Consider the following 25,852-nt stretch of genomic DNA (forward strand, 5'->3'; position numbering starts at 1 on the left):
ACTTAATTATTCGTTTTATCCAATCCAATCAGGCTTTTGATAGGCAGCATTCAGAGGATCCTTGCTATAGATCCTCATTGTATGAAGCATATGAAGTGTGAAGAATCGATTTTTTTGAGTTTATAACGTTCGTACAGATTACCAGGTAGCGACGCTTTGTTGAGGGTTTTGTAAAGAGCATTCTTCTGATATTGAGCCGTCGTTACATACGACCAGGCCAGATGTAACATAATCTGGAGAAACTCCTCCTTGCCATAAGCAACACCCTTTTAGTAGTTGCAAATCCATCACTGCATGGCGATCACAGTAACAGGTTGAGTAAAACCCATTATTACAGACTAAACGGCCGGCAGATGAATCGCAGTAGTTTGTCCCACCCATTTTCTCACAGCATCCACCAGCGAATACTGGTGAGAAAACCATGCTTAACATACTTGATATCAATAGAGTTTTAAGTGATGGCATTTTCTGTCTCTTAATATTCTTTATTTTTAGGATAGCACAGAGTAAGGAAGAATATTAGAGGATGCATATCAATTCCCGAACGGTCATTAGTGAAACGGTAGAAATGAATCTTATGAGAGGATATTAGTGGTTAAAACGAGTTGATTTGTATCGTGTGTAACCAAATAACTGGTTGCTAAACCCGCGAGTAATCCAAACAAATGTCCTTCCCAGGATACTCCTTTTTTTCTTGGGAAAATTCCAAAAAAAATACCGGCAAAATAATACAGACTGACTAAACCCAGAATTACTGTAGTTAATGTACCTTGTTGATAAATGTTACAAATCAGAAATCCCCAGTATCCCGTTATTAATGCACTGGCACCGATATGTAAACCAGGTTTTGCGAAGCACCAGATTGCCAGACCACTCAAAACAGTTATTAATACAGTCACTGTCAGATAATAATTAAGGCCATTGATTAGAATGAAATTACTTAATACAAGCAAAGGAATTGAGTTAAAAAATATGTGATTAAAGTTAGCATGGAGTAGTGGGGTACAAATAATTCCAGGTAGTCCTCGAAGGTGCCTCGGAATGATACCCAATAACAGAATTCGTTTGGTAACAAATTGACTAATAAAAAAAATGGACCAGGGGAGCAGAAAAATAACTCCAAGAACTTTGAAGTTATTTTTCGTTTGCAGGATGATTAAATCAAGGCTGCTGCCGAGTTCATTAATCATGATTTGACCATGGACTGCTCTTCGTTTTTAACCGCTTTTTTGGGTTGTACCGGTGGCGTTGCAATATTGCGAACAGGTACAAAGAGCAGGGGTTCAACCAACGTTTGATTCACTATCATCGACCAATGAAGATGAGGACCTGTTACTCTACCAGTCATTCCTACAAGGCCGAGTTCTTGTCCCTGTTTCACCGGTTCGCCGGATTTTACGAGAATTTTGCTCAGGTGAGCATACAGAGAGAATACACCCATGCCATGATCAATAATCACCGTATTTCCAGTAAAAAAATAATCTCCAGTCTCTACAACCATACCGTCATTTACTGCATGAATTGGCTCACCTTCTGGTGTCGCGATATCCAGTCCTGAGTGAGGATCTCTGGGTTGTTTGTTATAAACTCTTTTCAAGCCAAATAAACTGCTGATAGGTCCTCGTAGAGGCGCTGCAAATTGTTGTTTGAAAGGATTAGCATTGGAGTAGTTTGCGTAGATTTTGGCTAGTTTGCGGGTTTCTTTTTCAATACGAACTAAATCCTGAGGTTGAGGATCAACCTTGCTGATGTCTTTGATATTTAAAAATTGCGTTGTGTACAATTTATCACTGACTTGAAATGGAATGGTGGTTTTTATGGGTTTTGTAAGATCCAGGTATTGAATCGGTTCATTATTAGATAAAGGTATGGCCACGATCAGCAACCACTGATTCGGTTTGGAGCTGGGAATGACCGGGATTTTCTTCCCATGATAAAAAGCTTCTGGTTGCTTGTTAATGTCAATGGGGATAATCGTTAATCCGCCATTGACCGCATGATTTTCAGGCAAGGCTAGCGCAAAAAGGTGAGCAGACAGACTCCATAAAAATACAGTGGCGCTAAGAATTAATTTATTCATGATTGTTATTAGTCCTTAATGTTAGTAACTTCACAGGCGATTTGGCCTTCTGCCAAACGCACATTGATTGCATCTCCAATACGTACTTGTTGTGTCGAAAAAATCACTTTATTGTCTATAGTAGCAATGGCATATCCTCTGTCTAGTGTAGCCAAGGGACTTACTGCGTGCAAAGTTGATAAATTATTTGTCAATTGATGCCTTAGTTGGGTGACTTTACTTTTGGTTTGAAGGATTAATTGCGCCACAATCTGATTCATGTGCAGTTGGGTTTGTTCAATCTGTGTCTTGGGATTGTTAGCCTGCAACAGAGATAGAAAGCGGGATACATCATGTTTCTTTCGGATAATCCATTGTGCCTGGTTTGAAATTAATTGGCGTTCAAGATAGTCAATTGTTTGCCAGTAAGCACTGATGGCTTGCCGTGGTGAGGAGATTTTGTCTAATAGGTGCTTCACTTTTATCTGATAGTTCTGCATGAGTCTGTTTTGGGCAGTTTGTAAACGGGCAATGGCATGATGAATACGATTGAATAGCTCAATACAGTTTGGGGTTACGGCATTTGCAGCAGCAGTCGGGGTTTCGGCTCGGAGATCCGCTACAAAATCCGCAATGGTGAAATCGGTTTCATGTCCTACACCCGATACAATAGGAATGGTACTGACAGCAATTTCACGGGCTAACTGTTCGTTATTGAATGCCCATAAGTCCTCTATACTTCCTCCGCCTCGAGCCAGTATCAGTACATCGCAGCGAGGGTGAGCATTTGCAAATTGCAATGCTTTAATCAGTTGCTGTGGGGCTGTAGCACCTTGGACTTCGCTCGGGTAGATGATGATTTTTGCCAATGGAAAACGTCGCGCCAGGGTAGATAAAATATCACGAAGTGCTGCACCACTGGATGAGGTGATAATACCTATGGTCTTTGGTATTTCAGGTATCTTTTTTTTCCTGGCTGGATTAAAGAGGCCCTCAGCTGCAAGTTTTTTTTTCAACTCCTCGAATCGCTGGTAGAGTTCGCCTAAGCCTGCGTCTGTTATTTCGTCGACAATGAGTTGATAATCTCCCCGTGCTTCGTAAAGACTCAATGTACCACTGGCCACGATTTGTTTCCCGTCACCAAGTTCTCTTGCAGAAGATCCAAAATGTCGATTTTTAAAAAATACGCACCGTATTTGAGCCGAGTTATCTTTGAGAGTAAAATAAAGATGTCCTGATGAGGGTTTGCTCAAATTTGAAATTTCCCCTTCAACATGAACGATCCCTAATTCATTTTCAAGATAGGATTTTACTTGTCTGTTAAGCTGGCTAACCGAGACAACTGAAAAATTACCAGTCATAATGAAAAAATATCCAACATATCAATCATTTGCTTATACTAACAGATATAAAAAGAATTCAAAATCTATTGAAGCATGTCGTTACATGAATTAACTTAGTAGAATCAGATAACTTTATCATCTTATTTTTTGATGGAATAAGGACGCGGGATGAGACATGTAATATTATCGGTTGCTATTTTTACTTCTTCGTATGCGGCAGCTGATTCATTATATGATGCTGTTCAACATGGGATGATTTCAAATCCTGATGTGTTGTCCAATACGGCAAAAGGATTGTCGGCTAAACAAGGAATAGATAAAGCTAAGGGAGCTTATTATCCTACTATTGATGTAACAGGTGGGTTTGGTCGTGAGAGAAGTTTAAACCCGACAACTACTGCAATTGATGATACTAATGTTGCTATATTAGACCGTACCGAATCTGCAGTTGAGTTCAAGCAGAATTTATTTTCTGGCGGTGGGATAGTTAATGAAGTAAAGCGGAATCAATATTTAACTCAGGGGCAACGGTGGAAAACCCAGGGTGTTGCTGAGGATCTGGCTCTGGATATCACGAAAGCGTACCTGGCTGTGTTAATGCATGAGCGTTTGTATGCTTATTCCATAAGTAACCTTCAGGCCCATAAAGCTGTTTTTAAGATGATTAAAGAACGGGCTGATGCTGGAATTTCGCGTGAAGCTGAAGTAGATCAGGCTGTTGCGCGGCTTGCTCTTGCTGAATCCAATAAAATCAGTGCCCAGGCTAACCTTCAGGAAGTGCGAATCAACTACGCAAAACTGGTAGGAAAATGGCCGGAACATTTAACATGGCCACACATACCGACCGATAAGGAGTTGCCCAGCACTCTGGCAATAGCGCTTGAAAAAGGTTTGGATAATCATCCTACTGTTAAATCCAGTTATGCTGACATCAAGCAAGCTAAAGCTCAGTATGAGGTAGCCAGAGCAGCATATTATCCTAAAGTTGATTTGGTGTTGAGTGCTTCCAAAAACAGAAATCTTAGTGGTTTGGTTGGTCCCAATAATTCTGATCTTGCTGCAATTCGAATGAACTATAATGCGTTTCGTGGTGGCGCAGACGAAGCTTATGTACGTCAGACAGCTTATCAGGTACAGGAAGCATATGAAGTAAAAAATCGTAGTTTGCTTCAATTGAAAGAAGCAATCCGTTTGTCCTGGAATGTATATACTTCCGCAGCGCTTAGATTAAAACCTCTAAAAACTCATGTCGTTGCTTCACGAAAAACACGTGCTGCCTATCAGGATGAATTTAAGGTAGGAAAAAGAACCTTGCTCGACTTGCTGGATTCCCAGAATGAATATTATCAATCAGAAATTGAGCTGGCTCGTGGCCAAAATGACGAGATGCTGTCTCGCTTTAGAATTCTGAATGGTATGGGTAAATTATTGAATTATTTAAAATTAAGATTGCCTGTCAATGTGGTAAATAACGATGTATTTAGCTCAGCTCAGACGCATATTCTGTTAAATAAAAAGATGGATGAGATACCTTATCCTAATGATACGGATCGTCCCATGCTTTTAGCTCAGCCCGTTAAAAATATGGAAACGACTCCAATTAATAAGGCGATAATCGATAAGAACACTACTTATCCTCAGCAAGTAACCCCTAAATTATGGTATGTTTCCGCGGGTGTGTTTAATGTGAAAAGTAATGCCGTTGCTTTGGTAAATCGCTTGCAAGGACTTGGTTTTTCAGCCTTCATGACTGTGTGTGATAAGCGCCTGACTGTACTTGTAGGGCCTTATGAATATCGCGGGCATGCGGGGAATGGAATGGAACGATTAAAGGAACTGGCTCATGTACAAGGGGTACTTGTTACATTCAAAAATAAGCCCCAAAAAGCATAATCGAACGCCAGGTACATTTTTTTTGATGTGCCTGGCTTTTTTTTATTTAACCAGCTCCTGTCTTCATGCTTCAGCACCCGTAACTATTGAAAAAATTCACCAAATGGAGCTTAAGTCCCAGGGTGATATTAAAAAAAGATTTCGAGCCTGGGGTAATTTAATAAAAGATTTTGAGAATAAATCTGAAGACATCAAGTTAGAGAAAGTAAATTCGTTTTTTAATCAATTCAATTATGAATCCGATCTGCAATCCCAGGGTGTGGATGATTATTGGAAATCTCCTGAGGAATTCATTATCGATGGCGGCGGGGATTGCGAAGATTTTGCAATAATTAAATATTTCACTTTAATTGCCCTGGGAGTGCCAACAGAGCGGTTAAGAATTACTTATGTTACATCCCTTAAATTAAATCAGGCACATATGGTTTTGTCTTACTATCCAACTCCTGAAGCAGAGCCTCTTATATTAGACAGTTTGGAGCCTGACATCATGCGGGCATCCAAGCGTAAAGATCTCAAACCAATATACAGTTTTAATGGTGAAGGTTTATGGCTGGCCAAACAACGGGGTCAAAGTTCCTTTATGGGGCAATCCAACGGTTTGGGCAAATGGGATGAATTAATGAAGCGTATGCAATAAAAGGTGAAAGACCATGACACTGAACAAGAAAATGGCATTATGTGTTTTAATGATGTTACTCCTCGTTTTTATTGGCACTTATTTCATAACGATGAATAATGCCCGCAACTTTTTTATCCAGCAACTGGAGAGCAACGCTCAGGATACGGCTACCTCATTAGGATTGTCATTATCTCAATCATTATTAAATCATGATCTGCCAACTGTGAATTCCATGGTTCAAGCAGTATTTGATAGAGGCTATTTTTCCTTTATTCAGGTTAAAGACATCAAGGGTAAAGTCATTGTGACCAAACAATTTGTGTCGCCGCACAATAACATACCCCAGTGGTTTGTCCATTTGATCCAATGGCCCTTAACTAAAAAGAACTCATTGGTTATGGACGGGTGGATGCAGGCAGGGGAGGTATCGGTGATCAGTGATCCTAATAATGTCTATTCTTCTTTGTGGCGAAACGCTGTTGAAATGGTTAAGGCATATTTTGTATTTGCTTTAGCTGCCTTGCTCTTAACTTATGGGTTTATTCAGTTATTGATGAGACCCTTAAAAAGAGTCACTTCACAGGCTTTAGCAATCTCAGAGCATGAGTTTCCCATCGAAACGAACATACCTCGTACTCCAGAATTGAAGCAGGTGACTCTTGCTATGAATCAGATGGTGTTAAAAATTAAATCATTATTCGAAGACCAATTACAGCAAGCCGAACTTTTACGGGTACAGGTTTATCAGGATCCTCTGACGGGATTAAGTAACCGGCGTTATTTTTTACAGCAATTATCTGCAATTTTAGATAATGAGGATGAGTATATTCCCGGTTATGTCTTAATGATCGTTATTGATGGTCTGGATGAGCTGAATCATAAACAGGGTTATCAGCAGGGTGATAACCTGGTTTTACTCGTTGCAAGAATATGCAAGGAATTCTGGAGTCACTCTTCGGTCAGTTCAATTGCACGAATTAGTGGAAGTACCTTTGCTTTAATTAGCCATGAACTCGATCCTGAGATATTTGATAACCAATGTATGGAGTTTGAAAGCAGCTTAAGGCAGGAAATCAGTGACATTAAATTGTGTCAGGTTCATATGGGAGCTTCTGGTTATTTTGCTCATCAAAGTGTATCCAATTTATTATCCATGGTTGATTTGTCGGTTAAAAAAGCCCGGGAACAGCAGGTTTTTTATTGTCAAAAAGAACATGATACCTTTAAGTATCGACGGTTAATTACCCGTGATGATTTGGTTGTATTCTTAAACCAAAAAAAGATGCATTTATATGCGCAAGGGGTTACCAACGGTAAAGAATATTTACACAAAGAGATCTTCGTAAGAATTCTAGATCAGAATAATGAGCAGTTGGGTGCTGGTTATTTTATGCCGGCAGCTGAAAAAATGGGATTGGCATATCTGATTGACCAGTACGCGCTTAACGAGTTGGCTGCCAAAAAAATTGCTTCCAATGAGTGTTTTGCGCTGAATGTATCTGAAGATACTATAGTGAATCATGAGCATCGAGATGCATATTTACATCAATTAAAAAACATACCCCAGGCTGTATTAAAAAATCTGTCATTAGAAATAAGCGAGAGTAAAGTTCTTGAATCATTCACAGAAGTGAAATTATTTGCAAAACAAGTGCAAAAGTTGGGTGTAAAGATTGGTGTGGATCGAGTTGGAATTCATTTTTCTCCTTTGCATTATTTAAGTGAGCTTCATGTTGATTACTTAAAATTGCATGGAAGTCTGGTGCAGGATATTGATGAAAATGAAAGTAAACAGTTTTTTATACACTATTTTAACGAGATGGCAAAAACTCTGGATATTCAGGTGATTGCTACGCAGGTAGAACAGGAAGCTCAATGGCATGCATTGGAGCTAGTCCACGTTTCCTGGGGGCAAGGGCGTTACCTGGATCCTATTGTTTTATTAGACTAATGGATTTTGCTTCACGCTACCTTCCCAACAGGTAAGAGGAAAAGTTGATCTCTCATTACATTCGGAATGATGTTGCATGGGGGAAAGAAGTTATTATTTGAATAGCTAAGCCTCTGTAAAATAAATCAAGAATACGTTATGATGAGGTTTCGATAAATCACAATAAAAATAATATGAACTCTTATCGCACCCGGAAAACGTATTTTTTCATACCATTCTTATTGTTGTTAACGAGTGTTATTTTAACTGGATGTGTCGATTTATCCGGTTCTCGAAGCGCTTATAGAAAAAAAGCGACACATCATACAAGTACTGGGCAAAATAATACGTCAAAAGTGAATTCAGCACCTGCTAAAAAGGGTGAAGTGCATACCATGCGCGGTGGATTAGGTATTTTCAGCAAGGGGATGAATCAATTAAGAGATACTGTAGCGGACAAATATCATATCTCTTCCCGAAGTACCATGTGGTATAACGCGGGTGAAGTCAGTCGAAACATCATCACTCGCTATTACAAACAAAAAGATCACCGGCCTATAATTTTAGTTGGCCATTCATTAGGAGCTAACGAGCAGATTAAGGTTGCGCGTAATCTTAATGAAGCGGGTGTACCTGTTGCTCTGTTAGTTACCGTTGATGCCGTATCTCAAACCATAGTACCTCCAAATGTAAAGCAGGTACTCAATGTTTATAAACCCGGTTACGTTCCTATGTTTAGTGGCCTAAAGTTAAGGGCAGTGAATCCTGAAGCAACACAAATTGAAAATGTTAATGTGAATTCATTAAAAGAGGTTAATGTAAATCACTTCACTATTGATAAAGATAAAGTCGTACAGGCGATGATTTTGGATAAAGTTGAAAAGGTGTTAATTGATGGAAATAGTAAGGGCGCATAAAGACTGTATATCTCCTCGTATCTGTGTTATTGGAGCTGGCCCGAGTGGAATCGCAGCAATTAAAAACTTGCAGGAACAGGGTTTAACCAGTATTACGGCTTTTGAAAAAAACAATCAAATAGGTGGCAATTGGGTATATGATGAGAATAATAATCATTCAAGTGTCTATGAAACCACTCATATTATAAGTTCAAAGAGATGGTCACAGTTTGAAGACTTTCCTATGCCTGCGGAATATTCTGATTATCCATCTCATGCACAGCTATTAAATTATTTTAAGAGTTACGCAGAACATTTCGATCTGAACAAATACGTTCGTTTTAATACAACAGTTTTGAAAGTCGCGCGAACTGAAGAGCAGAAATGGAATGTCCTTTATGAAGACTCCCAAGGTACTCATGAGGAATGTTATGACTATTTGTTAGTTGCAAATGGCCATCATTGGGATCCCACTATGCCTGAATATCAGGGGGAATTTACCGGTGAGGTGCTTCATTCCCATCAATATAAAAAGGCATCGATCTTTAAAGATAAGCGAGTATTAGTCGTAGGTGGTGGAAACTCAGCTTGTGATGTGGCAGTAGAAATTTCCCGAGTGTCTCCTAAAACCTGTATCAGCATGCGCAGAGGCTATCATATATTCCCCAAATTCATTTTTGGTAAACCTACTGATGTTGCTGTAGCTAAAATTCAATGGATGCCATCCTGGCTAAGACAGAAATTTATTAGCCTGGTAGTTCGAGGCTTACAGGGACGTTATGGTAAATACAAATTAATGAAGCCCGATTGTGGCCCTCTGGAAATACATCCAACAATCAATTCGGAATTATTGTACTTTATTCGTCATGGAAAAATTTTGCCTCGTCCTGGCATTTCCCACTTCGATGGGAATGTAGTGCATTTTACTGATGGCAGCAAAGATGAGTTTGATACGGTAATCTTTGCGACGGGTTATCAAATCAGTTTTCCATTTTTTGATAAAGAGTGCCTGGATTTTAGCAATTCCACCAAAATTCCTCTGTATCGAAAAATGATGCATCCAGAATTTGATAATTTGTATTTTATCGGTTTGTGCCAGCCACAAGGGTGTATTTGGCCACTCGCTGATTATCAATCGAAAATTGTTGCACGCATCATTACTGGAAGTTTAAAGCGACCAGAGCAATTGCATAAAAAAATAGAGAAAGAGATTAATAAACCGCATTATCGTTTTAAATCCAACAGGCGTCATGCTCTGGAAGTTGACTATCACAGGTTTCGTCGTGAATTATTGGACATGTTGGGTCAAAAACGATTTGGTTGAATTTTTAATTCAGAATTAAACGCTAGAAAATGGCTCTCGGTATTTGAAGGAGCCTTTATACAGGATGCATCTTTAAATACACCATCCTACTATTCATCAATTCTAATGTACCATTATATAAGGTAGTCATCCTCGCGAAAGCACACTAGTGCCCGGGGAAATTGAGCTTCTTCCGATCAAATCCACTCTCCACCGCGCAAAGCGTGGGGGAGAAGGTTTAGGGTGAGGGGGTTCAAATACTGACGCGCAAAAGCGCGCTCATTGATACTATTGTCTCGATACCGCACCTAGAGTACGGTAAATAAGCGTTTTCGAGCAATGAAAAAAGTCAATTATCTACTGACCTTAAAGCGTGTTTGCGTTTGATTAGAGCGTTCATTAGCTTTTCAATGTTATTAATATAAGGGTTTTCCTGACGAACGATGGCGTTTGTCCGTTCTTCACAATAACCTTTGACTTCTTTATCTGGCAATATATAAAATCGTTTCTGCTCTACTTCCTGGATGATATGTAACGCAACATCAGATGCGGGCCGTGAGTGTGCTAATAGCGAATTTAATGATTCGTGAAATACCGAATTGGATTCAGCCGGATTAGTTGATAATAACGAGGTGTCGGTGAATGAAGGGAATACGACTGATACATCGACTGGCTTTTCCAGTCTTTTCAAATCATAAAACAGGGATTCAGATAAAGCCAATACCGCATGTTTTGACATGGAGTAAGCTGCAATTTGTGAACCAGAACACAGTCCATACAAGCTTCCCATATTAATTATATGAGAATGAAATGGTTGTTTAAATAAATAAGGTATAAAAATTCGGATGACATGGATCATTCCATGTAAATTAACATCCATGACCTGATTAAGCTGTTCAGGCTGCAACTCCCAGACTGGAGCCAAAGATCCAATAATCCCGGCGTTATTATAAAGCCAGTCTATTCTACCGCAATGAGTATCGACATAGGCAAGCAGTTGATCAATGTCATCAGGCTTGGTGATATCACACGTTTTATTGAGTACCGATCCAGGATATAACTCATTCAGTTCGTTGGCCTCTTTTATAAGTTTGGAGCTGTCCTTATCCACCATGATTACCTTGATGCCACGTTGGAGGTATAGTTGGCTTAGGGCTAGTCCTATGCCACTGGCAGCACCAGTAATTAAAGCAACTTTCATTCGAGTTCCCCAATATTCTGTCATTTTATCTTCGATTGCCTCATGCAGATGGCTGAGTAGTGAAGAAATACTTAATTTCGAAAGGGTACCATAATTTGCTTTAATACTAAACTTTCAGCAATCACGAGCTACAGACCAAGGCATGACATAAATATTTTTAGTGTTTCAATGTAGTCGAATTTGGCTTTGCTATAATTAAATAAAATGACAACCCAAAGGTGTTACTTTGAGAAATAGTGAAATACCGGAATCCCCATATGAGTACCCCGCGGAGCCAATAGAGTATCCAATAAATCCAGAACCGTTGGAACCAGGATATCCGGAATTACCCGAACCAGAACCCATTGATACTCCTGAGCCAGGATATGAAGAGTAATTAACTGGGATCGCAGGTTAATCCTTTGAGCGCTTCGCCTATGTTTGGGGCTCGCATGAGACTTTCCCCGATAAGAAAGGTATTAATCCCATGAGACTGCATTAATTTAATGTCGTTTCGTGTATTGATTCCACTTTCCGAAATAATGAGTTTATCTGAGGGCACACAGTCTTTTAGTTGAATGCTTAATTGCATGTCTGTTTTAAAGGTATGCAGGCTGCGGTTGTTGATGCCTATCAATGGAGTTGGTAATTTTATGGCTCGCTCCAGTTCTTCCCTGGTGTGGCTTTCAACAAGTACGGACAGCTTAAGCTCCTGGGCTAATTGACAAAAATCAGTTAATTGCATGTCATCTAACATGGCAACTATAAGAAGAATACAGTCCGCACCCAATGCCAGACTCTCATGGATTTGGTATGGGTCAATGATAAAATCCTTTCTTAGAACGGGTAGATTACACTGTGATTTTGCTAATGCCAAATAATCAGGATGTCCTTGAAAGAAATCTCTATCGGTTAAAACGGAAAGGCATTTTGCGCCATTATTGGCATATTCAGTTGCAATTTCTGCGACATCAAAGTGTTCTCTTATTAATCCTTTACTGGGAGAGGCTTTTTTAATTTCTGCGATGATTGAAGGGGACGAACCGGATTGAAGTGCTGCCAGAAAATCTCGTCTCTGAATTTCGTGTTCATTTGCAAGGGAACTCAGGGGCTTATCTTTTTTAGATTGGGCAACTTCTTCCTGCTTATGTTGAGCAATGCGTTGTAAAATACTATTCATGGTGAGATTCTTTAGTTAATTGTTGAGTTAGATTTCGAAGATTGGTGAAACATTGGGCTGCTTTACCACTGTCTATTGACGCTTTAGCCTGTTCAAGAGCAAGGTCGAATGATAATTCATCCCTGGCACAATAAATGGCCGCAGCAGAATTCAGTAGCACCATGTCTCTAGCAGCACCCTGGGCTCCGGAAAGTACTGATGAAATTAATTCCAGACTTTGCTGGGGTGAGTCAACAATAATGGCATCCAGTGATTGGTGTTTTATACCAAAATGTTCCGGATGAATTAGCCATTCTTTATAAACTCCATCATGGTACTCTACAACATCGGTAGGTGCGGCAATACTGATTTCATCAAGGCCATCGTGTGAACTGATGACTAATGAGCGTTCACTGCCCAAATTAGCCAATACGATGGATAACGGTTTTAACCAGCTTGCTGGATACACTCCAACCACCTGTTTTTTAACTCGCGCAGGGTTGACCAGTGGTCCAAGTAAATTAAACAGTGTTCTAATTCCCAACTGTTGGCGCGCTGAACGTGCATGCTGCATGGCAGGATGATAATGGGGTGCAAAGAGAAAAGCCAAGCCGCATTGTTTCATGCAGGCCATCATCTGGTCGTCAGTAAGATTCAGGGCAAATCCCGCCTGTTCCAATAAATCGGCACTACCGCTTCGGCTTGAGACGGAGCGATTTCCATGTTTGGCAACTTGAATTCCTGCTCCAGCTACTACAAAACTACAGGCAGTAGATACGTTAAAGGTATTTTTGCCATCGCCACCGGTGCCAACGATATCAATCAGATTCTCCCCAAGTGCAAGAGGATGAGCTAATTGACGCATTACAGATGCCGCGGTAGTCAACTCATTGGCTGTTTCGCCCTTCATTCGCATGAGAGCCAAAAAAGTTGCGATCTGCAGATCATTTAATTGACCCGTCATGCAGTCATGGATGACTTCATGCATTTGAGAGGGGCTCAGATCTTTCTTCGCGATGAGTTGTTCAAATAGTTGATTGGGCTTCATAACTTAAAAAATTCTCTAATATGTGCAAACCGTATTGGCTTAAAATTGCTTCGGGATGAAATTGTAGACCAAAAAGAGGGTATTGACGATGTGAAATTGCCATAATTGTATTATCTGCCCAGGCGTCTATAGAAAAACAATCGGGCAAACTGGATTCTTCGACTGCCAGCGAGTGATATCTCGTGGCTTTAAAGTGATTAGGAATATTCTTGAAGAGTCCTCTATTATTGTGGCGGATTTCAGAAGTTTTGCCATGCATGATTTCAGGAGCTGAGATAATAGTTCCTCCAAAAGCCTGAGCCATGCATTGATGGCCAAGACAAACACCTAATATAGGAATTTCCTGATGAAATGCTCTGATTGCTTCCAGGGAAATGCCTGCTTCATCAGGTGAATTGGGGCCCGGTGAAATGACTATAAATTTGGGGGCAAGTTTTTTTATATCCGCTATGCTAATGTGATCATGGGGATGAACTGAAACCGTTTGCTTCAAACATTGAAAATATTGTACCAGGTTATAGGTAAATGAGTCGTAATTATCAATCAGTACTAGCATTGAGATCCTATAAGGCAAAATCCTCACCGAGGTATACTGCCCTCACTTGTTTATTAGCCAGGATGACTTCCGGAGCACCTTCACATAAAATTTTTCCCTGGCTTACAATATAGGCGCGTTCACAAATATCCAATGTTTCTCTGACATTATGATCCGTAATTAACACACCAATGCCCTGATCGCACAAATGCTGAATAATTCTTTTAATGTCGATAACCGAAATTGGATCAACACCGGCAAAGGGTTCATCAAGAAGAATAAACGAGGGTTCAATTGCTAAAGCTCTGGCAATTTCAACCCGTCTTCTTTCGCCACCTGATAAGGACATTCCCAGACTTTTTTCAATATGGGTAATATGGAATTCCTGAAGGAGCAAATCCAGCTTCTCTTCTCGGGCTTGTTCGTCTAAATCAGTCCTAAGCTGCAGGATTGCCATGATGTTTTCCGCAACGGTTAGTTTACGGAATACTGAGGCTTCTTGAGGTAGATAGCTTATACCTAATCGCGCTCTTTGGTGCATTGCGGAATGGGTAATGTCTGTACCATTGAGAATGATCTGACCCTCATCACAGGACTGCAGGCCTACTATCATATAGAAACAGGTGGTTTTACCTGCTCCGTTAGGCCCTAATAACCCGACACATTCGCCTTTTTTGATATTAATACTAATGCCGTTAACAACAGTTCTGGATTTAAAAGATTTTTTTAACTCTCGGGCTTCTAATAGACTCATGTCGGTTTCTTTTCTGGATAAATGATAATGGTTGTTCTGGTTTTCCCGTCGCTTTCAGATACAACATGCTGCTCCAGGGTGTCGTAGCTAATTTTAGCCGCGGACAATGAATTGGTTCCTTGTTCAATACGCGCGTTGCCGATTAATTCAATTAGATGTTTTAATGGGTAATACTTTATAGTATCAGCATAGGCATGAAAAGGTGGCTTGTCGGGGCCGGTTTCGGTCCAGTAGTGAGCTTGTTTCCCTTTTTCACCATTGGCTATGGCCAGGACTAACTGATTTTTGGCATCACCTTGGGTGATGGCTTTTGCTGCATTCAGATTGGTTGAACCTTGAATGAATTCTACGTTACCAGTGTAGACACCTTTATGATTTTTTTGGCTTAAATCGGCGGAGTCAGAGATGACATGCATAGTCTGTTCTTTGTCTGAGGGAAGGGCATAACCAACCATAACATTCAGCATCAAAATCAGTAATAAACTGAAGCTAGCCTTTCGCTGGCTCATACCTACCTCTGGCTTGGTGTAGCAGTTCGACGCGTTTTTCATCAAGATAAGCATTCATTCCCGTTGACTGTATGATGTTTCCTGGTTGTTCAAAAGTCACGAACAAGTCGGTAGTTGCTTTCTTTTCTTTTGGATAATAGGTTACTTCTTCTGTTTTCAAGGTGCTTTCCTGGGTTTTATCGCCAGGATTTTGGTGAACAACAACTTGCTCTATAAACGTGATGCGTTTACCGCCTTCGAAGGATTTAGCGCGCTTGGAATTAATTTCCCATGCAGGTTGATCATCCTGATGAATAATAATATGGGGTGTCCTAAGCAGGTGGATGTCATCTTTGGGGATGTGTTCCATTAACGGAGTGGTTAATAAGTTAATTAGTACGCCTTCACTATTGAATTGACTTACGGTCAATTGAGTGATTGTCGTATCGATAGTATTGGACAGTATATCGTTATCCAAACTAATGAGTTTCTTTGAGTTGGTAAAATACCAACTGGAACATGCCAGAAGTGCAATTGCAAAAAACAACCATGCTGCTTGTTTGATGGCGTTCATTGTTTTAGATAACCTTCCAGTGCTAAATCCATTTTATTTTGTGCGTTCAGAATTAAGTCGCACAGTTCTCTTACTGCTCCACGACCACCTGTTTGCTGGGTTTGCCAATCAGCAAACTCTTTTACCTGGGGGACTGCGTTACCAACGGCTACACCCAATCCAACTTGCTGGATTAATGGTAAGTCGGGTAAGTCGTCACCGATATAGGCGAATTGCTCATCATGCAAGCCCAGATTTTTTTTAAGTTGTTGGTATGCATTTCGCTTATCAACTTGTCCTTTAAAATAATGGACTATTCCTAGCTGTTTCATCCTGTGATCTACAACGGCATTGCGAGCGGTAGTAATTACTGCAACTTCTATGCCAATAGCCATAAGCAATTTTAGACCCATTCCATCCTGGACGTGAAAGGATTTTAATTCATTACCATGATTGTCAATATGAAGTAGTCCATCACTAAGGACTCCATCGACATCACAAATAAGGCATTGAATTTTTTTTGCTTTTTCAATTAATTCATTCATTTTATTCTCTAGGTTAAAAAACGCCGGCTTTTAACAAATCATGTAAGTGAAGCACCGCATGAGGTCTGTTCATTTCATCTACCACTACAAGGGAAGTGATGCTGTATTTTTGCATTATCGCCAGGGCTTCGGCTGCGAGCATTCCCGTATGAATGGTTCTGCAATTGCGGGTCATTACTTCTTTGAGCTGAGTCGTATTGATGTCGTATTGGCTGGTTAAGGTTCTTCGAATATCTCCATCGGTATACACGCCTACCAGTATCCCGTGATTGTCCACAACGCAGGTCATGCCCAGTTTTTTGTCGGTTACCTCAATCAGCGCTTCACTAATGGTTGCTTTCTCATTGGTCAGTGGCAATTGATCGCCTTTATGACATAAATCGTCTATTCGGAGTAATAATTTTTTACCCAATGCCCCGCCTGGATGGGACAAGGCAAAATCTTCGGCACTAAAGCCGCGTGCTTGAAGAAGGGCTATTGCCAATGCATCTCCCATGACCAGAGAAACGGTAGTACTGGTTGTCGGGGCTAGTCCTAGTGGACATGCTTCTTGCTTGATGCTGACATCGAGATTGACATCGGCTGATTTGGCCAGGGTTGAGTCAACATTTCCGGTTAAGGTAATCAGCGGTACTTCAAGGCGTTTTAATAATGGGAGGATGGTTACCAGTTCAACAGTGTTGCCGGAATGTGATATTGCTACAACGGTATCCTGAGGAGTGATCATCCCCAGATCACCATGACTGGCTTCTCCAGGATGCATAAAAAAAGCGGGGCTACCGGTGCTGGAGAATGTAGCGGCCAGTTTGTTGGCTATATGTCCGGATTTGCCCATTCCTGTGACTACGATACGCCCTTTACAGGCAAGCAGTAACTCACAGGCCTTTTCAAATCGAGCATCAATTCGCTGAGTCAATTCGAAGACAGCTTGTGCTTCAGTTTCAATAACTGCGAGTCCAAGTGTGCAAAAATTCATAGGCAAAGTGTATTATTTTTTGTGTATTTTTCATTCTAACACATTGCTTTTGAATGATGTAACCCTATTTTTTTTTATAAATGAACTTTTTTTTAATTCAAACGCAATTAAAAACCACATTTTTTTTTTAACCAGTATATACTTCTAAATTCAGACTAAAATTGGAAATGAGAGCATGCCTGAAAATTGGGTTGTAATTAATAATCTGACCTTTACCCGGGATAACCGCTACATTTTTGATGGCATAGATATGGTGGTGAAGCAGGGAAAAATTACTGCTATCATGGGTCCAAGCGGTTCTGGAAAAACAACCTTGCTCAGGTTGATCGGCGCCCAATTAACACCCGACAATGGTGAGGTGTTCGTACACGGTCAAAACATGCATCAGCTTTCTCGTTCAGCGTTGTATGAGGCAAGGCGTAATATGGGCCTGCTATTTCAGAGCAGTGCACTGTTTACTCATCTTTCTGTATTTGACAATGTGGCTTTTCCTTTGAGAGAACATACTCAATTAAATTTTTCCATGTTGCGTGATATAGTGTTAATGAAGCTCGAAGCAGTCGGTTTGCGAGGTGCAGCGAATTTAATGCCAGCCCAGTTATCTGGCGGAATGGCAAGGCGTGTGGCATTGGCACGAACTATAGCGCTTGACCCTGAGCTGATGATGTATGATGAACCTTTTACAGGACAGGATCCAATTTCAATGGGGGTTTTGGTGCGTTTAATAAAACGGCTGAATCAGTTGTTACACACCACAACCATAATTGTATCTCATGATGTTGAAGAAACCTGTTCAATAGCGGATTATATTTATTTGATTTCAGGTGGAAAAATTATTGGTCAGGGAACTCCTGATGAGTTAATTCAATCTGCAGAACCGCAAGTTAAGCAGTTCATGCATGGTGAAGCGGATGGAGCTGTTCCATTCCATTATCCTGCCAGACCTTATACAGAGGAGTTATTAGATGCTTGATTCAATCGCGCGTCTTGGTAATCGTGGTATACAGGTATTAAGTACTATTGGTAATTCAGGATTATTTTTATTTACCATGTTGTTCAGAAAGCCTAATATACCTAAATTATGGCCTTTGTTGCGTCAGCAACTTCATTTTGTTGGCGTGTTGTCCTGTTTGATTATTGTCGTATCGGCGTTATTCATCGGTATGGTTGTTGGATTGCAAGGATATAATACTTTGCAAAAATTCGGCGCTGCCAGCCAGCTGGGACAATTGCTGGCATTAAGCATTGCACGAGAATTAGGACCGGTAATCAGTGCCTTGTTGTTTGCTGGACGGGCTGGTTCAGCTTTGACTGCCGAAATTGGCTTGATGAAAGCAACAGAGCAATTATCCAGTATGGATATGATGGGTGTTGATCCATTGGGCAGAGTGATTTATCCACGTTTTATGGCGGGTTTTATTGCTTTACCCGTACTTGCATTAATTTTTTCTGCAGTAGCGATTTATGGCGGGTATTTTATCGGGGTACATTGGCTGGGTGTCGATGACGGCAGTTTTTGGTCCAATATGCAGGCAGCGGTTAATTTTCGTATTGATATTTTTAGTGGAATCATCAAGAGTTTCGTTTTTGCTTTTGTAGTGACCTGGATAGCAGTTTTCCAGGGATTTGAGTGTGTGCCAACAGCGGAGGGCATTAGTCAGGCGACGACTAAGACCGTAGTTTATTCATCGCTTGCTGTTTTAGGGCTCGATTTTTTGTTGACTGCAATGATGATTGGAGATTGGTAAATGAAAAAGCAACGTTATGTAGACATAAGTGTAGGAATATTTATGTTGCTTGGCCTATTGGCATTATTGGTAATGGCAATGAAAGTCAGCAGTTTTAATGATTTTATCTCTCAGAAAGGATATCAGGTCACAGCAGATTTTACTGATATCGGTGGCTTAAAGGTACGAGCTCCAGTTACGGTCGCTGGCGTACGAATTGGTGAAGTGAGTCGAATTGAGTTGCAGCCAGGTGAGCTTAATGCCAGGGTTACCATGACTCTAAGAAGTGATAAAAAAATACCGTATGAGGATTCTTCTGCGCGAATTTTGACCGAGGGCTTGCTTGGTTCCAATTATATTAGTATTGTTCCGGGTTTTGAAGATGAGGACAGTAATGATCATCCGTATTTGCGGCAAGGGGATGTGATTGCTAAAACTCAGGAAGCGATTATTCTTGAGAATCTTATAGGCCAATTATTATTTAATATCAAGAAATAGGTGAACCATGAGAGCATTTAAAACCGTTTTATTAGTTGCTTGTATGTCCTTATCTCAAATGATGGCGGCACAGACATCTCCAGTACCTATGCTGGAACGAGCTGCTAATGATATTATTGCTACTCTCAAGGAAAACAAGTCAAGTTTGAAGAGCAATCCTTCCATTATTTATAAAGCAGTGGAAATGCATTTGCTACCCAATGTTGATGTGGCTGGTATGTCCCGATCCGTTTTAGGCCGTCAGGCATGGAATAAGGCAACACCATCTGAGCGCGCTGAGTTTTCCAAAGCCTTTACCCGATTGGTTATACGCACGTACTCCAGCCCACTGGCTGAATATTCAGATGAAACCATTCAGTTTTTGCCTTTGCGCGGTTCATTGGATAGTCGTTTCATCAAGGTAAATAGTGTGATAGTTCGTTCCAAGGGACAAAATATTCCTTTAAGCTACAGTCTGGTTTCAAAAAATGGATATTGGAAAATTTATGACATAAGCGTTGAAGGAGTGAGTTTGTTACAGAGCTTTCGATCTCAATTCGCTCAAGCACTGCAACATTCCAGCATTAATGAAGTGATTAGTGAAATGCAGAAAAAACAAGTGAAGAAGGCTTCATAATCGTGGAAAAAATTAATTTTAAACCCGGTTCAGAGCTTACTTTTAAATCAGTGGTGTCTGTACGCGCAAAGCTGTTTAAAGCGTTGATGGATGATGCCGCTACTACCTTTTGTCTTGATTTAAGTGACGTGAGGCATTGCGATAGTGCGGGCTTGGCATTACTGATAGAGGCAAGAAAATTGTGTATGCACCGCAACAAAATGTTTGAAGTGATAGGGATATCTCCAGAAACTCAGTCCTTAGCCGAATTTTGTGGAGTAAAGAGTATTTTAGAAAGTGCATGAATAGAAGAACCTGAATTAGGTAAATACTCATCATCCCTAAGACCTTGGCCTGCCTTTCGCGCAGGCTAGTTTTTTTGATATAAAACCCCCTTTGGAATGACTGTATAATCCTCTTTTATATTTTTTTTTACAACTAGGGTAAAAAAATTGTATTTATTTCAATTAGTGAGCTAACTTTATGTTAAGTAATGAAGAAATTGAACAAAGACTTAAAAGCATTGACGAAGTGCTTCATGTCGAAGTAACAGGCGATGGTTACCAGTACCAACTGATAATAGTAACCGATATATTTTTAAATAAAACCAGGGTCGCTCGACAGCAATGGGTCTATGCTCAGCTCAATGACTTAATTACCACTGGCAGGCTTCATGCTTTAAGCATGAAGACATGGACAAAAGAAGAATGGGGGAAGCAACATGGATAAATTATTAATAAACGGTGGTAAGGCATTACATGGTGAAGTAGTTATTTCTGGTGCTAAAAACGCAGCATTACCCATCATGGCTGCCAGTTTACTTGCCAGTGACCATGTAACCATATCCAATGTTCCTCATTTAAAAGACATTACTACCATGATGGAGCTGCTTGGACAATTAGGCGCTCATTTGATTGTCGATGAAAAAATGAATGTGCAGGTAGACGCCAGTCAGGTCAATGAGTTTGTTGCTCCCTATGATCTTGTTAAAACAATGCGCGCGTCAATTCTGGTGTTGGGGCCTATGCTGGCGCGATTTGGAAAAGCCGATGTTTCCCTGCCCGGTGGCTGTGCGATTGGAACGCGTCCAGTAGATTTGCATCTCAAGGCATTAAAAGCTATGGGTGCTGATATCACGGTTAAAAATGGATACATCAACGCGCGTTGCCGACGAGGTCGATTGCAGGGACGTCGATTAATGTTTGATACCGTTACGGTAACGGGTACTGAAAATATTCTTATGGCAGCAGTGCTTGCAGAAGGTACAACGATAATTAAGAATGCTGCTCGTGAGCCTGAAGTGGTTGATTTAGCTAATTTCCTAATCCAGATGGGTGCTAAAATATCAGGTGCTGGAACTTCAACTATTGAAGTTGAAGGTGTTGAATCATTAGCTGGTGGGACTTATTCTGTTATGTCTGACAGAATTGAAGCTGGTACTTATCTTGCTGCCGGAGCATTGACTCGAGGTCATGTAACCGTAAAAAGAGTACGACCCGATACCTTGTTGTCTCAGTTGTGCAAATTTGAGGAAGCAGGGGCTGAGCTGACTATAGGCGAAGACTGGGTCAGTCTGAATATGCATGGCAAACGACCACAGGCAGTCAATATTTCAACGGCTCCTTATCCTGCTTTTGCTACTGACATGCAAGCTCAATTTATGGCAATGAATTCAGTTGCCGAAGGCACTTCAACGATAGTCGAAACTATTTTTGAAAATCGCTTTATGCACGTACAGGAATTGCAACGTATGGGAGCTCAGATCCAGCTAAATGGTAATACCGCAATTATTAATGGCGTTGAAAAGCTAACGGGAGCACCAGTAATGGCAACCGATCTTCGTGCTTCAGCCAGTCTGATATTAGCTGGTTTGGTGGCTGAGGGAGAGACTGCGGTTGAGCGTATCTATCATGTTGATAGAGGGTATGAGCGTATCGAAGAAAAATTGTCTCTTTTGGGTGCTGACATCAAGCGAGTTTCAGAGCGGTGATTACACGCAGTGAATTAAGCCTGTACCTGAATGATTTGCTGAGTTGTCGTCAATACAATGACTATGCACCAAATGGAATTCAGGTTGAGGGTAAGGAACACATCAAGCGCATCTGTACTGCAGTAACTGCATCTGAGGACGTAATTTCTCAGGCAATTGAATGGCATGCAGATGCGCTTTTGGTGCATCATGGTTATTTTTGGCGTGGTGAAGATCCTGTTATCACTGGAATGAAGCGTCAGCGAATCGGTAAATTATTGAATCACGAAATTAATCTGTTTGCATATCATTTACCTCTCGATTGCCATCCTGAGCTGGGCAATAATGCGTGTCTGGCTAAATTATTGTCATTAGACTCTATTCAGATGCATAAAGTTGGCACTACAGATAACCTGTTATGGTCTGGTCTTCTGACTGAAGATATGACAGAAATACAATTGGGCGATTTTTTGGAACGTTCTTTTGGACGTAAACCTCTTCATATATCCGGTCATTCTAAACGCATAAAATCTATAGCGCTGTGTACTGGGGCTGCTCAGGATTATATTGAACATGCTCATGCGTTGGGAGTCGATGCCTATTTAAGTGGAGAAGTTTCAGAACGAACTTATTATCAGGCAAAAGAATTAGGAATTCACTATTTCTCTTGTGGGCATCACGCAACAGAGCGTTATGGAATCCAGGCATTAGGAAATCATGTAGCACAATATTTTAATTTGTCTCATCTGTTTCTGGACAGCAATAATCCTGTTTAATTATTTAGCTTATTTAAAATTCATATTTGGTCATCAAATTGGAATTTAATAAAACAGATAGACTGGATTAACACTTTTTTTATTCCTTGCTATAACAATCTCTCTTGTGCCTTCCCTCTATAGTGGGCTAACATGTGACAATAGTTGCTAAAGGATTGTTATAATGATCAATTTTAGAAGATTTCTGGTCTTTATATTTGTGCTTTGTTTTTTTTCGTTGCAGTTAAATGCGAAAGGATTACAAAATAAAGCATTTAGAACGATCTGGCATCCAACTTATCTTGGAGAACGTCTGGATTATTGCAGTTTTGATGGAAAAGAGTGCGGTAAGGATGTTGCTAATCGTTATTGTCAAATGTTGGGCTATGATTATTCCAGTCAAAATGTCATTGCTTATAACGTAGGGTTAACAAATTATTTATCCAGCAGAGCACAATGCAAAGGTTGGCGTTGCAATGGATTTATGACGATTAGTTGTGCCATCGGACTGTCACATAATCCACCTAAACCTTATCATTACCGCGAGAAAGAATTTGCATATCCTCGATACAATGATTATCGAGTAGATTGGTGTTATGACAAGGATAAAGGTTGTGGAGCACGAGCTGCAAATTCATTCTGCAGCAGGATGGGGTATCTCCAGGCAAAACGTTTTGTTAAGGAATCTCAAATTAGTGCAACCAAATCAATTGGTAGCCAGGAACTGTGTTTTGGTAATCAGTGCAATGCATTTAAATCAATATTGTGTTATCGATGATCCTAACATCTTAAGAGTCATGGAACATGTCATCACGAATACAGTATGGGATATCCTGATATTCAGTTTTTGTTTATGAAGAATGAACCCCAGTTGTTCTGAAAGAACCTGGGGTAAGTCATCGGTCGTGAAGCAGAGTACATTTTTATATGCTTGAATCATTTTGATTGATGGTTTTTATGACAGTTCAGTAAATTTAATGTCAGAAGTTTGACAGTAATGAAGTAAGTATCCGATACTTAAATTAAATTATCTCAAACTTAAGGATAGGTTTATGAGTGACAATGAGACAATATACATCATTGATGAAAATGAAAATCGTTGTGACAAATTGAGAACTATATTTGACTTTTTAGGACAATCTACCGAGGTTATCAAATATAACAATTGGCAAATTATAAATAATCCTAATCCTGGAGTAATTATTCTGGGTGCTGAGCGAGAGCTCGATAATACTATTAATGAGCTTGATGCTTTAGCCCAGCAATTTTCAAGAGTTCCAATAATCGTTATTGGTCAACAACTTAACTCCGTTCAGTGCGAAGATCGGAATGTCGTTGCCTGTCTTTCTTTTCCATTCAGTTATGCTCAAATGCTTGAAGCGTTGCATCGTTGTCAAATTGCTAAAGAAGCAGTAAAACTGATTACTGCCAGCACACAAAGAATCCCTTTGTTTCGTAGTTTGGTTGGAACCAGTAAAAGCATTAGCCAGGTTCGTAAACTGATTGAGCAAGTTGCAAATACTGAGGCTAGCGTATTGATTTTGGGAGAGTCAGGAACTGGTAAGGAAGTTGTTGCTCGCAATATTCATTCTTTATCTGCACGAGCGAATAAGCCCTTTATACCGATTAATTGTGGCGCTATTCCGGGTGAGTTATTAGAAAGTGAATTATTTGGCCATGAAAAAGGCGCTTTTACCGGGGCCATTACTTCAAGGCAAGGACGTTTTGAATTAGCTAATGGTGGAACTCTCTTCCTCGATGAAATTGGTGATATGCCTTTGGCCATGCAGGTAAAATTGCTTCGAGTGTTGCAGGAACGTTGTTTTGAGCGAGTGGGCTCCAATAAGAGCATTGATGTAAACGTTCGAATCATTGCTGCAACTCACCGAAATTTGGAAGTTGCCATTAAGGAAGGTAAGTTTAGAGAGGATTTATTCTATAGGCTTAATGTATTCCCTATTGAAATGCCTCCCTTGAGGAGCCGAAGTGCGGATGTTGTGCTTTTATTTAATGAACTCATTTCGCGTATTGAAGGGGAGAATAGGCCCATTGTTCGTCTAATGCCTGATGCGATGGATGCTTTATGTAATTACAGCTGGCCTGGAAACGTTCGTGAATTGGCAAATTTGGTAGAACGTTTGTCTATTTTATACCCTAATGGTATTGTGTGTAAAAATGATCTACCTCAGCGCTTTCAAGGTGAATACAAACTATCCTATATGGAAATGAATTCATCTGGCTCTGAACGTGAAACCTTATTGCAAATAATCAGTCAGGATCAACCATCAAATGCTGATGGGATTGATTTGAAAGAGCACTTGGTTAAAACAGAGCTTTCTTTGATAAGCCAAGCTTTAGAGGAGTCCGACTGGGTAGTAGCTCATGCAGCAAGTTACCTCAACATGAGGCGGACAACTTTAGTTGAAAAAATGCGTAAATATGGATTGACTCGTCCGGAGAAAGAAGAGCGGTAGGCCTATATCTTTTTATCTTGGTTAATCTCAAATTCAGTAATGAGCTAAATCAATAAATTGTATATTATCTGAGATCCCAGTAGACCCCGCGGTCTTCGCCGCGGGGATTCGGGAATGAGGTAAGTCAATAGATGCGATCAAGACTATAGAGTTCAGTGCGAATCCCCGCAGCGTAGACCGCTGGGTCTATTTACTGGATCATTTCATGGTAAGGATCGTTCCATTGCGGATTAGTTTTTTCGCTCAAATCTATTTTCCATTGTTGCTACTATATGGTTTACGAATCCCCGCGGCGAAGACCGCGGGGTCTATTTACTCGATTATTTTAAGGTAAAGATCGTTTCATTGTGGATTAGTTTTTTCGATTAAATCTATTTTCCATTGTTGCTACTATATGGTTTACGAATCGCCCGCGGCGAAGACCGCGGGCTGATATATCCCCTCAAATTTGCTAAAAATAATTGCAGTAAAATTGAAGTCGTGATCTAATTTCCCCCAACAAATTTGTTTGGGGAAAATGATGGAGCCTATCGATTTACTACATGCTCAT

29 protein-coding genes are annotated in these 25,852 nt (G+C 40.4%); 16 read left to right on the forward strand and 13 right to left on the reverse strand.

The window, feature by feature from the left end; genetic code table 11:
• Positions 1-138: 138 nt before the first annotated feature.
• The 4 genes from ELY21_RS12270 to xseA all read right to left on the reverse strand — a co-directional run bounded on the left by ELY21_RS12270 (position 139) and on the right by xseA (position 3,420).
• Positions 139-465 carry a neurogenic locus notch gene (locus ELY21_RS12270; protein WP_127109886.1) on the reverse strand — a complete coding sequence of 109 codons (327 nt, stop codon included), beginning with the start codon at positions 463-465 and terminating at the stop codon, positions 139-141.
• 110 nt (positions 466-575) lie between these two features.
• On the reverse strand, positions 576-1,190 hold the full coding sequence (locus tag ELY21_RS12275; protein WP_127109888.1) for a rhomboid family intramembrane serine protease: 615 nt from the start codon (positions 1,188-1,190) through the stop codon (positions 576-578).
• Positions 1,187-2,080, reverse strand: coding sequence for a M23 family metallopeptidase (locus tag ELY21_RS12280; RefSeq protein WP_127109890.1), 894 nt, complete (start codon positions 2,078-2,080; stop codon positions 1,187-1,189). Before ELY21_RS12280 ends, ELY21_RS12275 begins: the two co-directional genes overlap by 4 nt.
• Positions 2,081-2,088: 8 nt before the next feature.
• A complete protein-coding gene (xseA, locus tag ELY21_RS12285; protein ID WP_127109892.1) occupies positions 2,089-3,420 on the reverse strand; it encodes an exodeoxyribonuclease VII large subunit in 1,332 nt (443 codons plus the stop codon).
• Between the two features lie 150 nt (positions 3,421-3,570).
• On the opposite strand from xseA, the gene ELY21_RS12290 reads away from it, so the two are divergent.
• The 5 genes from ELY21_RS12290 to ELY21_RS12310 all read left to right on the forward strand — a co-directional run bounded on the left by ELY21_RS12290 (position 3,571) and on the right by ELY21_RS12310 (position 10,067).
• Entirely contained in the window at positions 3,571-5,295 is a 1,725-nt protein-coding gene (locus ELY21_RS12290; RefSeq protein ID WP_127109894.1) for a TolC family outer membrane protein, read from the forward strand.
• Positions 5,246-5,935 carry a transglutaminase-like cysteine peptidase gene (locus ELY21_RS12295; protein ID WP_127109896.1) on the forward strand — a complete coding sequence of 230 codons (690 nt, stop codon included), beginning with the start codon at positions 5,246-5,248 and terminating at the stop codon, positions 5,933-5,935. The genes ELY21_RS12290 and ELY21_RS12295 overlap by 50 nt, the downstream gene beginning before the upstream one ends.
• A gap of 13 nt (positions 5,936-5,948) precedes the next feature.
• Positions 5,949-7,868 carry an EAL domain-containing protein gene (locus ELY21_RS12300; RefSeq protein WP_127109898.1) on the forward strand — a complete coding sequence of 640 codons (1,920 nt, stop codon included), beginning with the start codon at positions 5,949-5,951 and terminating at the stop codon, positions 7,866-7,868.
• 173 nt (positions 7,869-8,041) lie between these two features.
• Positions 8,042-8,764, forward strand: a complete 723-nt coding sequence (locus ELY21_RS12305; protein ID WP_127109900.1) for a hypothetical protein — start codon at positions 8,042-8,044, stop codon at positions 8,762-8,764.
• Positions 8,742-10,067, forward strand: coding sequence for an NAD(P)/FAD-dependent oxidoreductase (locus tag ELY21_RS12310; protein WP_199741711.1), 1,326 nt, complete (start codon positions 8,742-8,744; stop codon positions 10,065-10,067). The genes ELY21_RS12305 and ELY21_RS12310 overlap by 23 nt, the downstream gene beginning before the upstream one ends.
• A 328-nt stretch (positions 10,068-10,395) precedes the next feature.
• On the opposite strand, the gene ELY21_RS12315 is transcribed toward ELY21_RS12310, so the two are convergent.
• On the reverse strand, positions 10,396-11,247 hold the full coding sequence (locus ELY21_RS12315) for an SDR family oxidoreductase (protein WP_127109942.1): 852 nt from the start codon (positions 11,245-11,247) through the stop codon (positions 10,396-10,398).
• A gap of 226 nt (positions 11,248-11,473) precedes the next feature.
• On the opposite strand from ELY21_RS12315, the gene ELY21_RS15745 reads away from it, so the two are divergent.
• Entirely contained in the window at positions 11,474-11,623 is a 150-nt protein-coding gene (locus tag ELY21_RS15745) for a hypothetical protein (RefSeq protein WP_165482382.1), read from the forward strand.
• On the opposite strand, the gene trpC is transcribed toward ELY21_RS15745, so the two are convergent.
• The 8 genes from trpC to ELY21_RS12355 are packed head-to-tail and all read right to left on the reverse strand — an operon-like array spanning position 11,624 to position 17,284.
• Positions 11,624-12,406 (reverse strand): indole-3-glycerol phosphate synthase TrpC, encoded by a 783-nt coding sequence (trpC, locus tag ELY21_RS12320; RefSeq protein WP_127109904.1) that lies wholly within the window; start codon positions 12,404-12,406, stop codon positions 11,624-11,626.
• Complete coding sequence (gene trpD / locus ELY21_RS12325; protein WP_127109906.1) at positions 12,399-13,433, reverse strand: anthranilate phosphoribosyltransferase; 1,035 nt, start codon at positions 13,431-13,433, stop codon at positions 12,399-12,401. Before trpD ends, trpC begins: the two co-directional genes overlap by 8 nt.
• Positions 13,411-13,989, reverse strand: coding sequence for an aminodeoxychorismate/anthranilate synthase component II (locus tag ELY21_RS12330; RefSeq protein WP_127109908.1), 579 nt, complete (start codon positions 13,987-13,989; stop codon positions 13,411-13,413). Before ELY21_RS12330 ends, trpD begins: the two co-directional genes overlap by 23 nt.
• A 7-nt stretch (positions 13,990-13,996) precedes the next feature.
• Positions 13,997-14,722, reverse strand: a complete 726-nt coding sequence (lptB, locus tag ELY21_RS12335; RefSeq protein WP_127109910.1) for an LPS export ABC transporter ATP-binding protein — start codon at positions 14,720-14,722, stop codon at positions 13,997-13,999.
• Positions 14,719-15,231, reverse strand: a complete 513-nt coding sequence (lptA, locus tag ELY21_RS12340; protein ID WP_127109912.1) for a lipopolysaccharide transport periplasmic protein LptA — start codon at positions 15,229-15,231, stop codon at positions 14,719-14,721. The genes lptB and lptA overlap by 4 nt, the downstream gene beginning before the upstream one ends.
• Positions 15,212-15,784: an LPS export ABC transporter periplasmic protein LptC gene (gene lptC / locus ELY21_RS12345; RefSeq protein WP_127109914.1), complete on the reverse strand. Its 573-nt coding sequence runs from the start codon at positions 15,782-15,784 to the stop codon at positions 15,212-15,214. The genes lptA and lptC overlap by 20 nt, the downstream gene beginning before the upstream one ends.
• The gene (kdsC, locus tag ELY21_RS12350; protein ID WP_127109916.1) at positions 15,781-16,308 is read right to left on the reverse strand and encodes a 3-deoxy-manno-octulosonate-8-phosphatase KdsC; all 528 of its coding nucleotides are present in this window, start codon (positions 16,306-16,308) and stop codon (positions 15,781-15,783) included. The genes lptC and kdsC overlap by 4 nt, the downstream gene beginning before the upstream one ends.
• Positions 16,309-16,321: 13 nt before the next feature.
• A complete protein-coding gene (locus ELY21_RS12355) occupies positions 16,322-17,284 on the reverse strand; it encodes a KpsF/GutQ family sugar-phosphate isomerase (RefSeq protein ID WP_127109918.1) in 963 nt (320 codons plus the stop codon).
• Between the two features lie 175 nt (positions 17,285-17,459).
• Between ELY21_RS12355 and ELY21_RS12360 the strand changes: the two genes are divergently transcribed.
• From ELY21_RS12360 to ELY21_RS12405, 10 genes are all read left to right on the forward strand, one after another.
• Positions 17,460-18,257 carry an ATP-binding cassette domain-containing protein gene (locus ELY21_RS12360; RefSeq protein ID WP_127109920.1) on the forward strand — a complete coding sequence of 266 codons (798 nt, stop codon included), beginning with the start codon at positions 17,460-17,462 and terminating at the stop codon, positions 18,255-18,257.
• On the forward strand, positions 18,250-19,032 hold the full coding sequence (mlaE, locus tag ELY21_RS12365; protein WP_127109922.1) for a lipid asymmetry maintenance ABC transporter permease subunit MlaE: 783 nt from the start codon (positions 18,250-18,252) through the stop codon (positions 19,030-19,032). The genes ELY21_RS12360 and mlaE overlap by 8 nt, the downstream gene beginning before the upstream one ends.
• On the forward strand, positions 19,033-19,509 hold the full coding sequence (gene mlaD, locus ELY21_RS12370) for an outer membrane lipid asymmetry maintenance protein MlaD (RefSeq protein WP_127109924.1): 477 nt from the start codon (positions 19,033-19,035) through the stop codon (positions 19,507-19,509). It abuts the gene before it with no gap.
• 7 nt (positions 19,510-19,516) lie between these two features.
• Positions 19,517-20,125: a phospholipid-binding protein MlaC gene (locus tag ELY21_RS12375; protein WP_127109926.1), complete on the forward strand. Its 609-nt coding sequence runs from the start codon at positions 19,517-19,519 to the stop codon at positions 20,123-20,125.
• Between the two features lie 2 nt (positions 20,126-20,127).
• Positions 20,128-20,409 carry a lipid asymmetry maintenance protein MlaB gene (locus tag ELY21_RS12380; RefSeq protein WP_028385144.1) on the forward strand — a complete coding sequence of 94 codons (282 nt, stop codon included), beginning with the start codon at positions 20,128-20,130 and terminating at the stop codon, positions 20,407-20,409.
• A 178-nt stretch (positions 20,410-20,587) separates the two neighbouring features.
• A complete protein-coding gene (locus ELY21_RS12385; protein ID WP_028385145.1) occupies positions 20,588-20,833 on the forward strand; it encodes a BolA family protein in 246 nt (81 codons plus the stop codon).
• Positions 20,826-22,094, forward strand: coding sequence for a UDP-N-acetylglucosamine 1-carboxyvinyltransferase (gene murA / locus ELY21_RS12390; protein ID WP_127109928.1), 1,269 nt, complete (start codon positions 20,826-20,828; stop codon positions 22,092-22,094). Before ELY21_RS12385 ends, murA begins: the two co-directional genes overlap by 8 nt.
• Positions 22,091-22,849 carry a Nif3-like dinuclear metal center hexameric protein gene (locus ELY21_RS12395; protein WP_127109930.1) on the forward strand — a complete coding sequence of 253 codons (759 nt, stop codon included), beginning with the start codon at positions 22,091-22,093 and terminating at the stop codon, positions 22,847-22,849. The genes murA and ELY21_RS12395 overlap by 4 nt, the downstream gene beginning before the upstream one ends.
• A gap of 163 nt (positions 22,850-23,012) precedes the next feature.
• Positions 23,013-23,606 carry a hypothetical protein gene (locus ELY21_RS12400; RefSeq protein ID WP_127109932.1) on the forward strand — a complete coding sequence of 198 codons (594 nt, stop codon included), beginning with the start codon at positions 23,013-23,015 and terminating at the stop codon, positions 23,604-23,606.
• 274 nt (positions 23,607-23,880) lie between these two features.
• Positions 23,881-25,302, forward strand: coding sequence for a sigma-54 dependent transcriptional regulator (locus tag ELY21_RS12405; RefSeq protein ID WP_127109934.1), 1,422 nt, complete (start codon positions 23,881-23,883; stop codon positions 25,300-25,302).
• The last annotated feature ends 550 nt before the right edge of the window (positions 25,303-25,852 follow it).

The sequence above is a fragment of the Legionella sp. km535 genome (genome assembly GCF_003990085.1).
Classification (GTDB): Bacteria; Pseudomonadota; Gammaproteobacteria; order Legionellales; family Legionellaceae; genus Legionella; species Legionella moravica.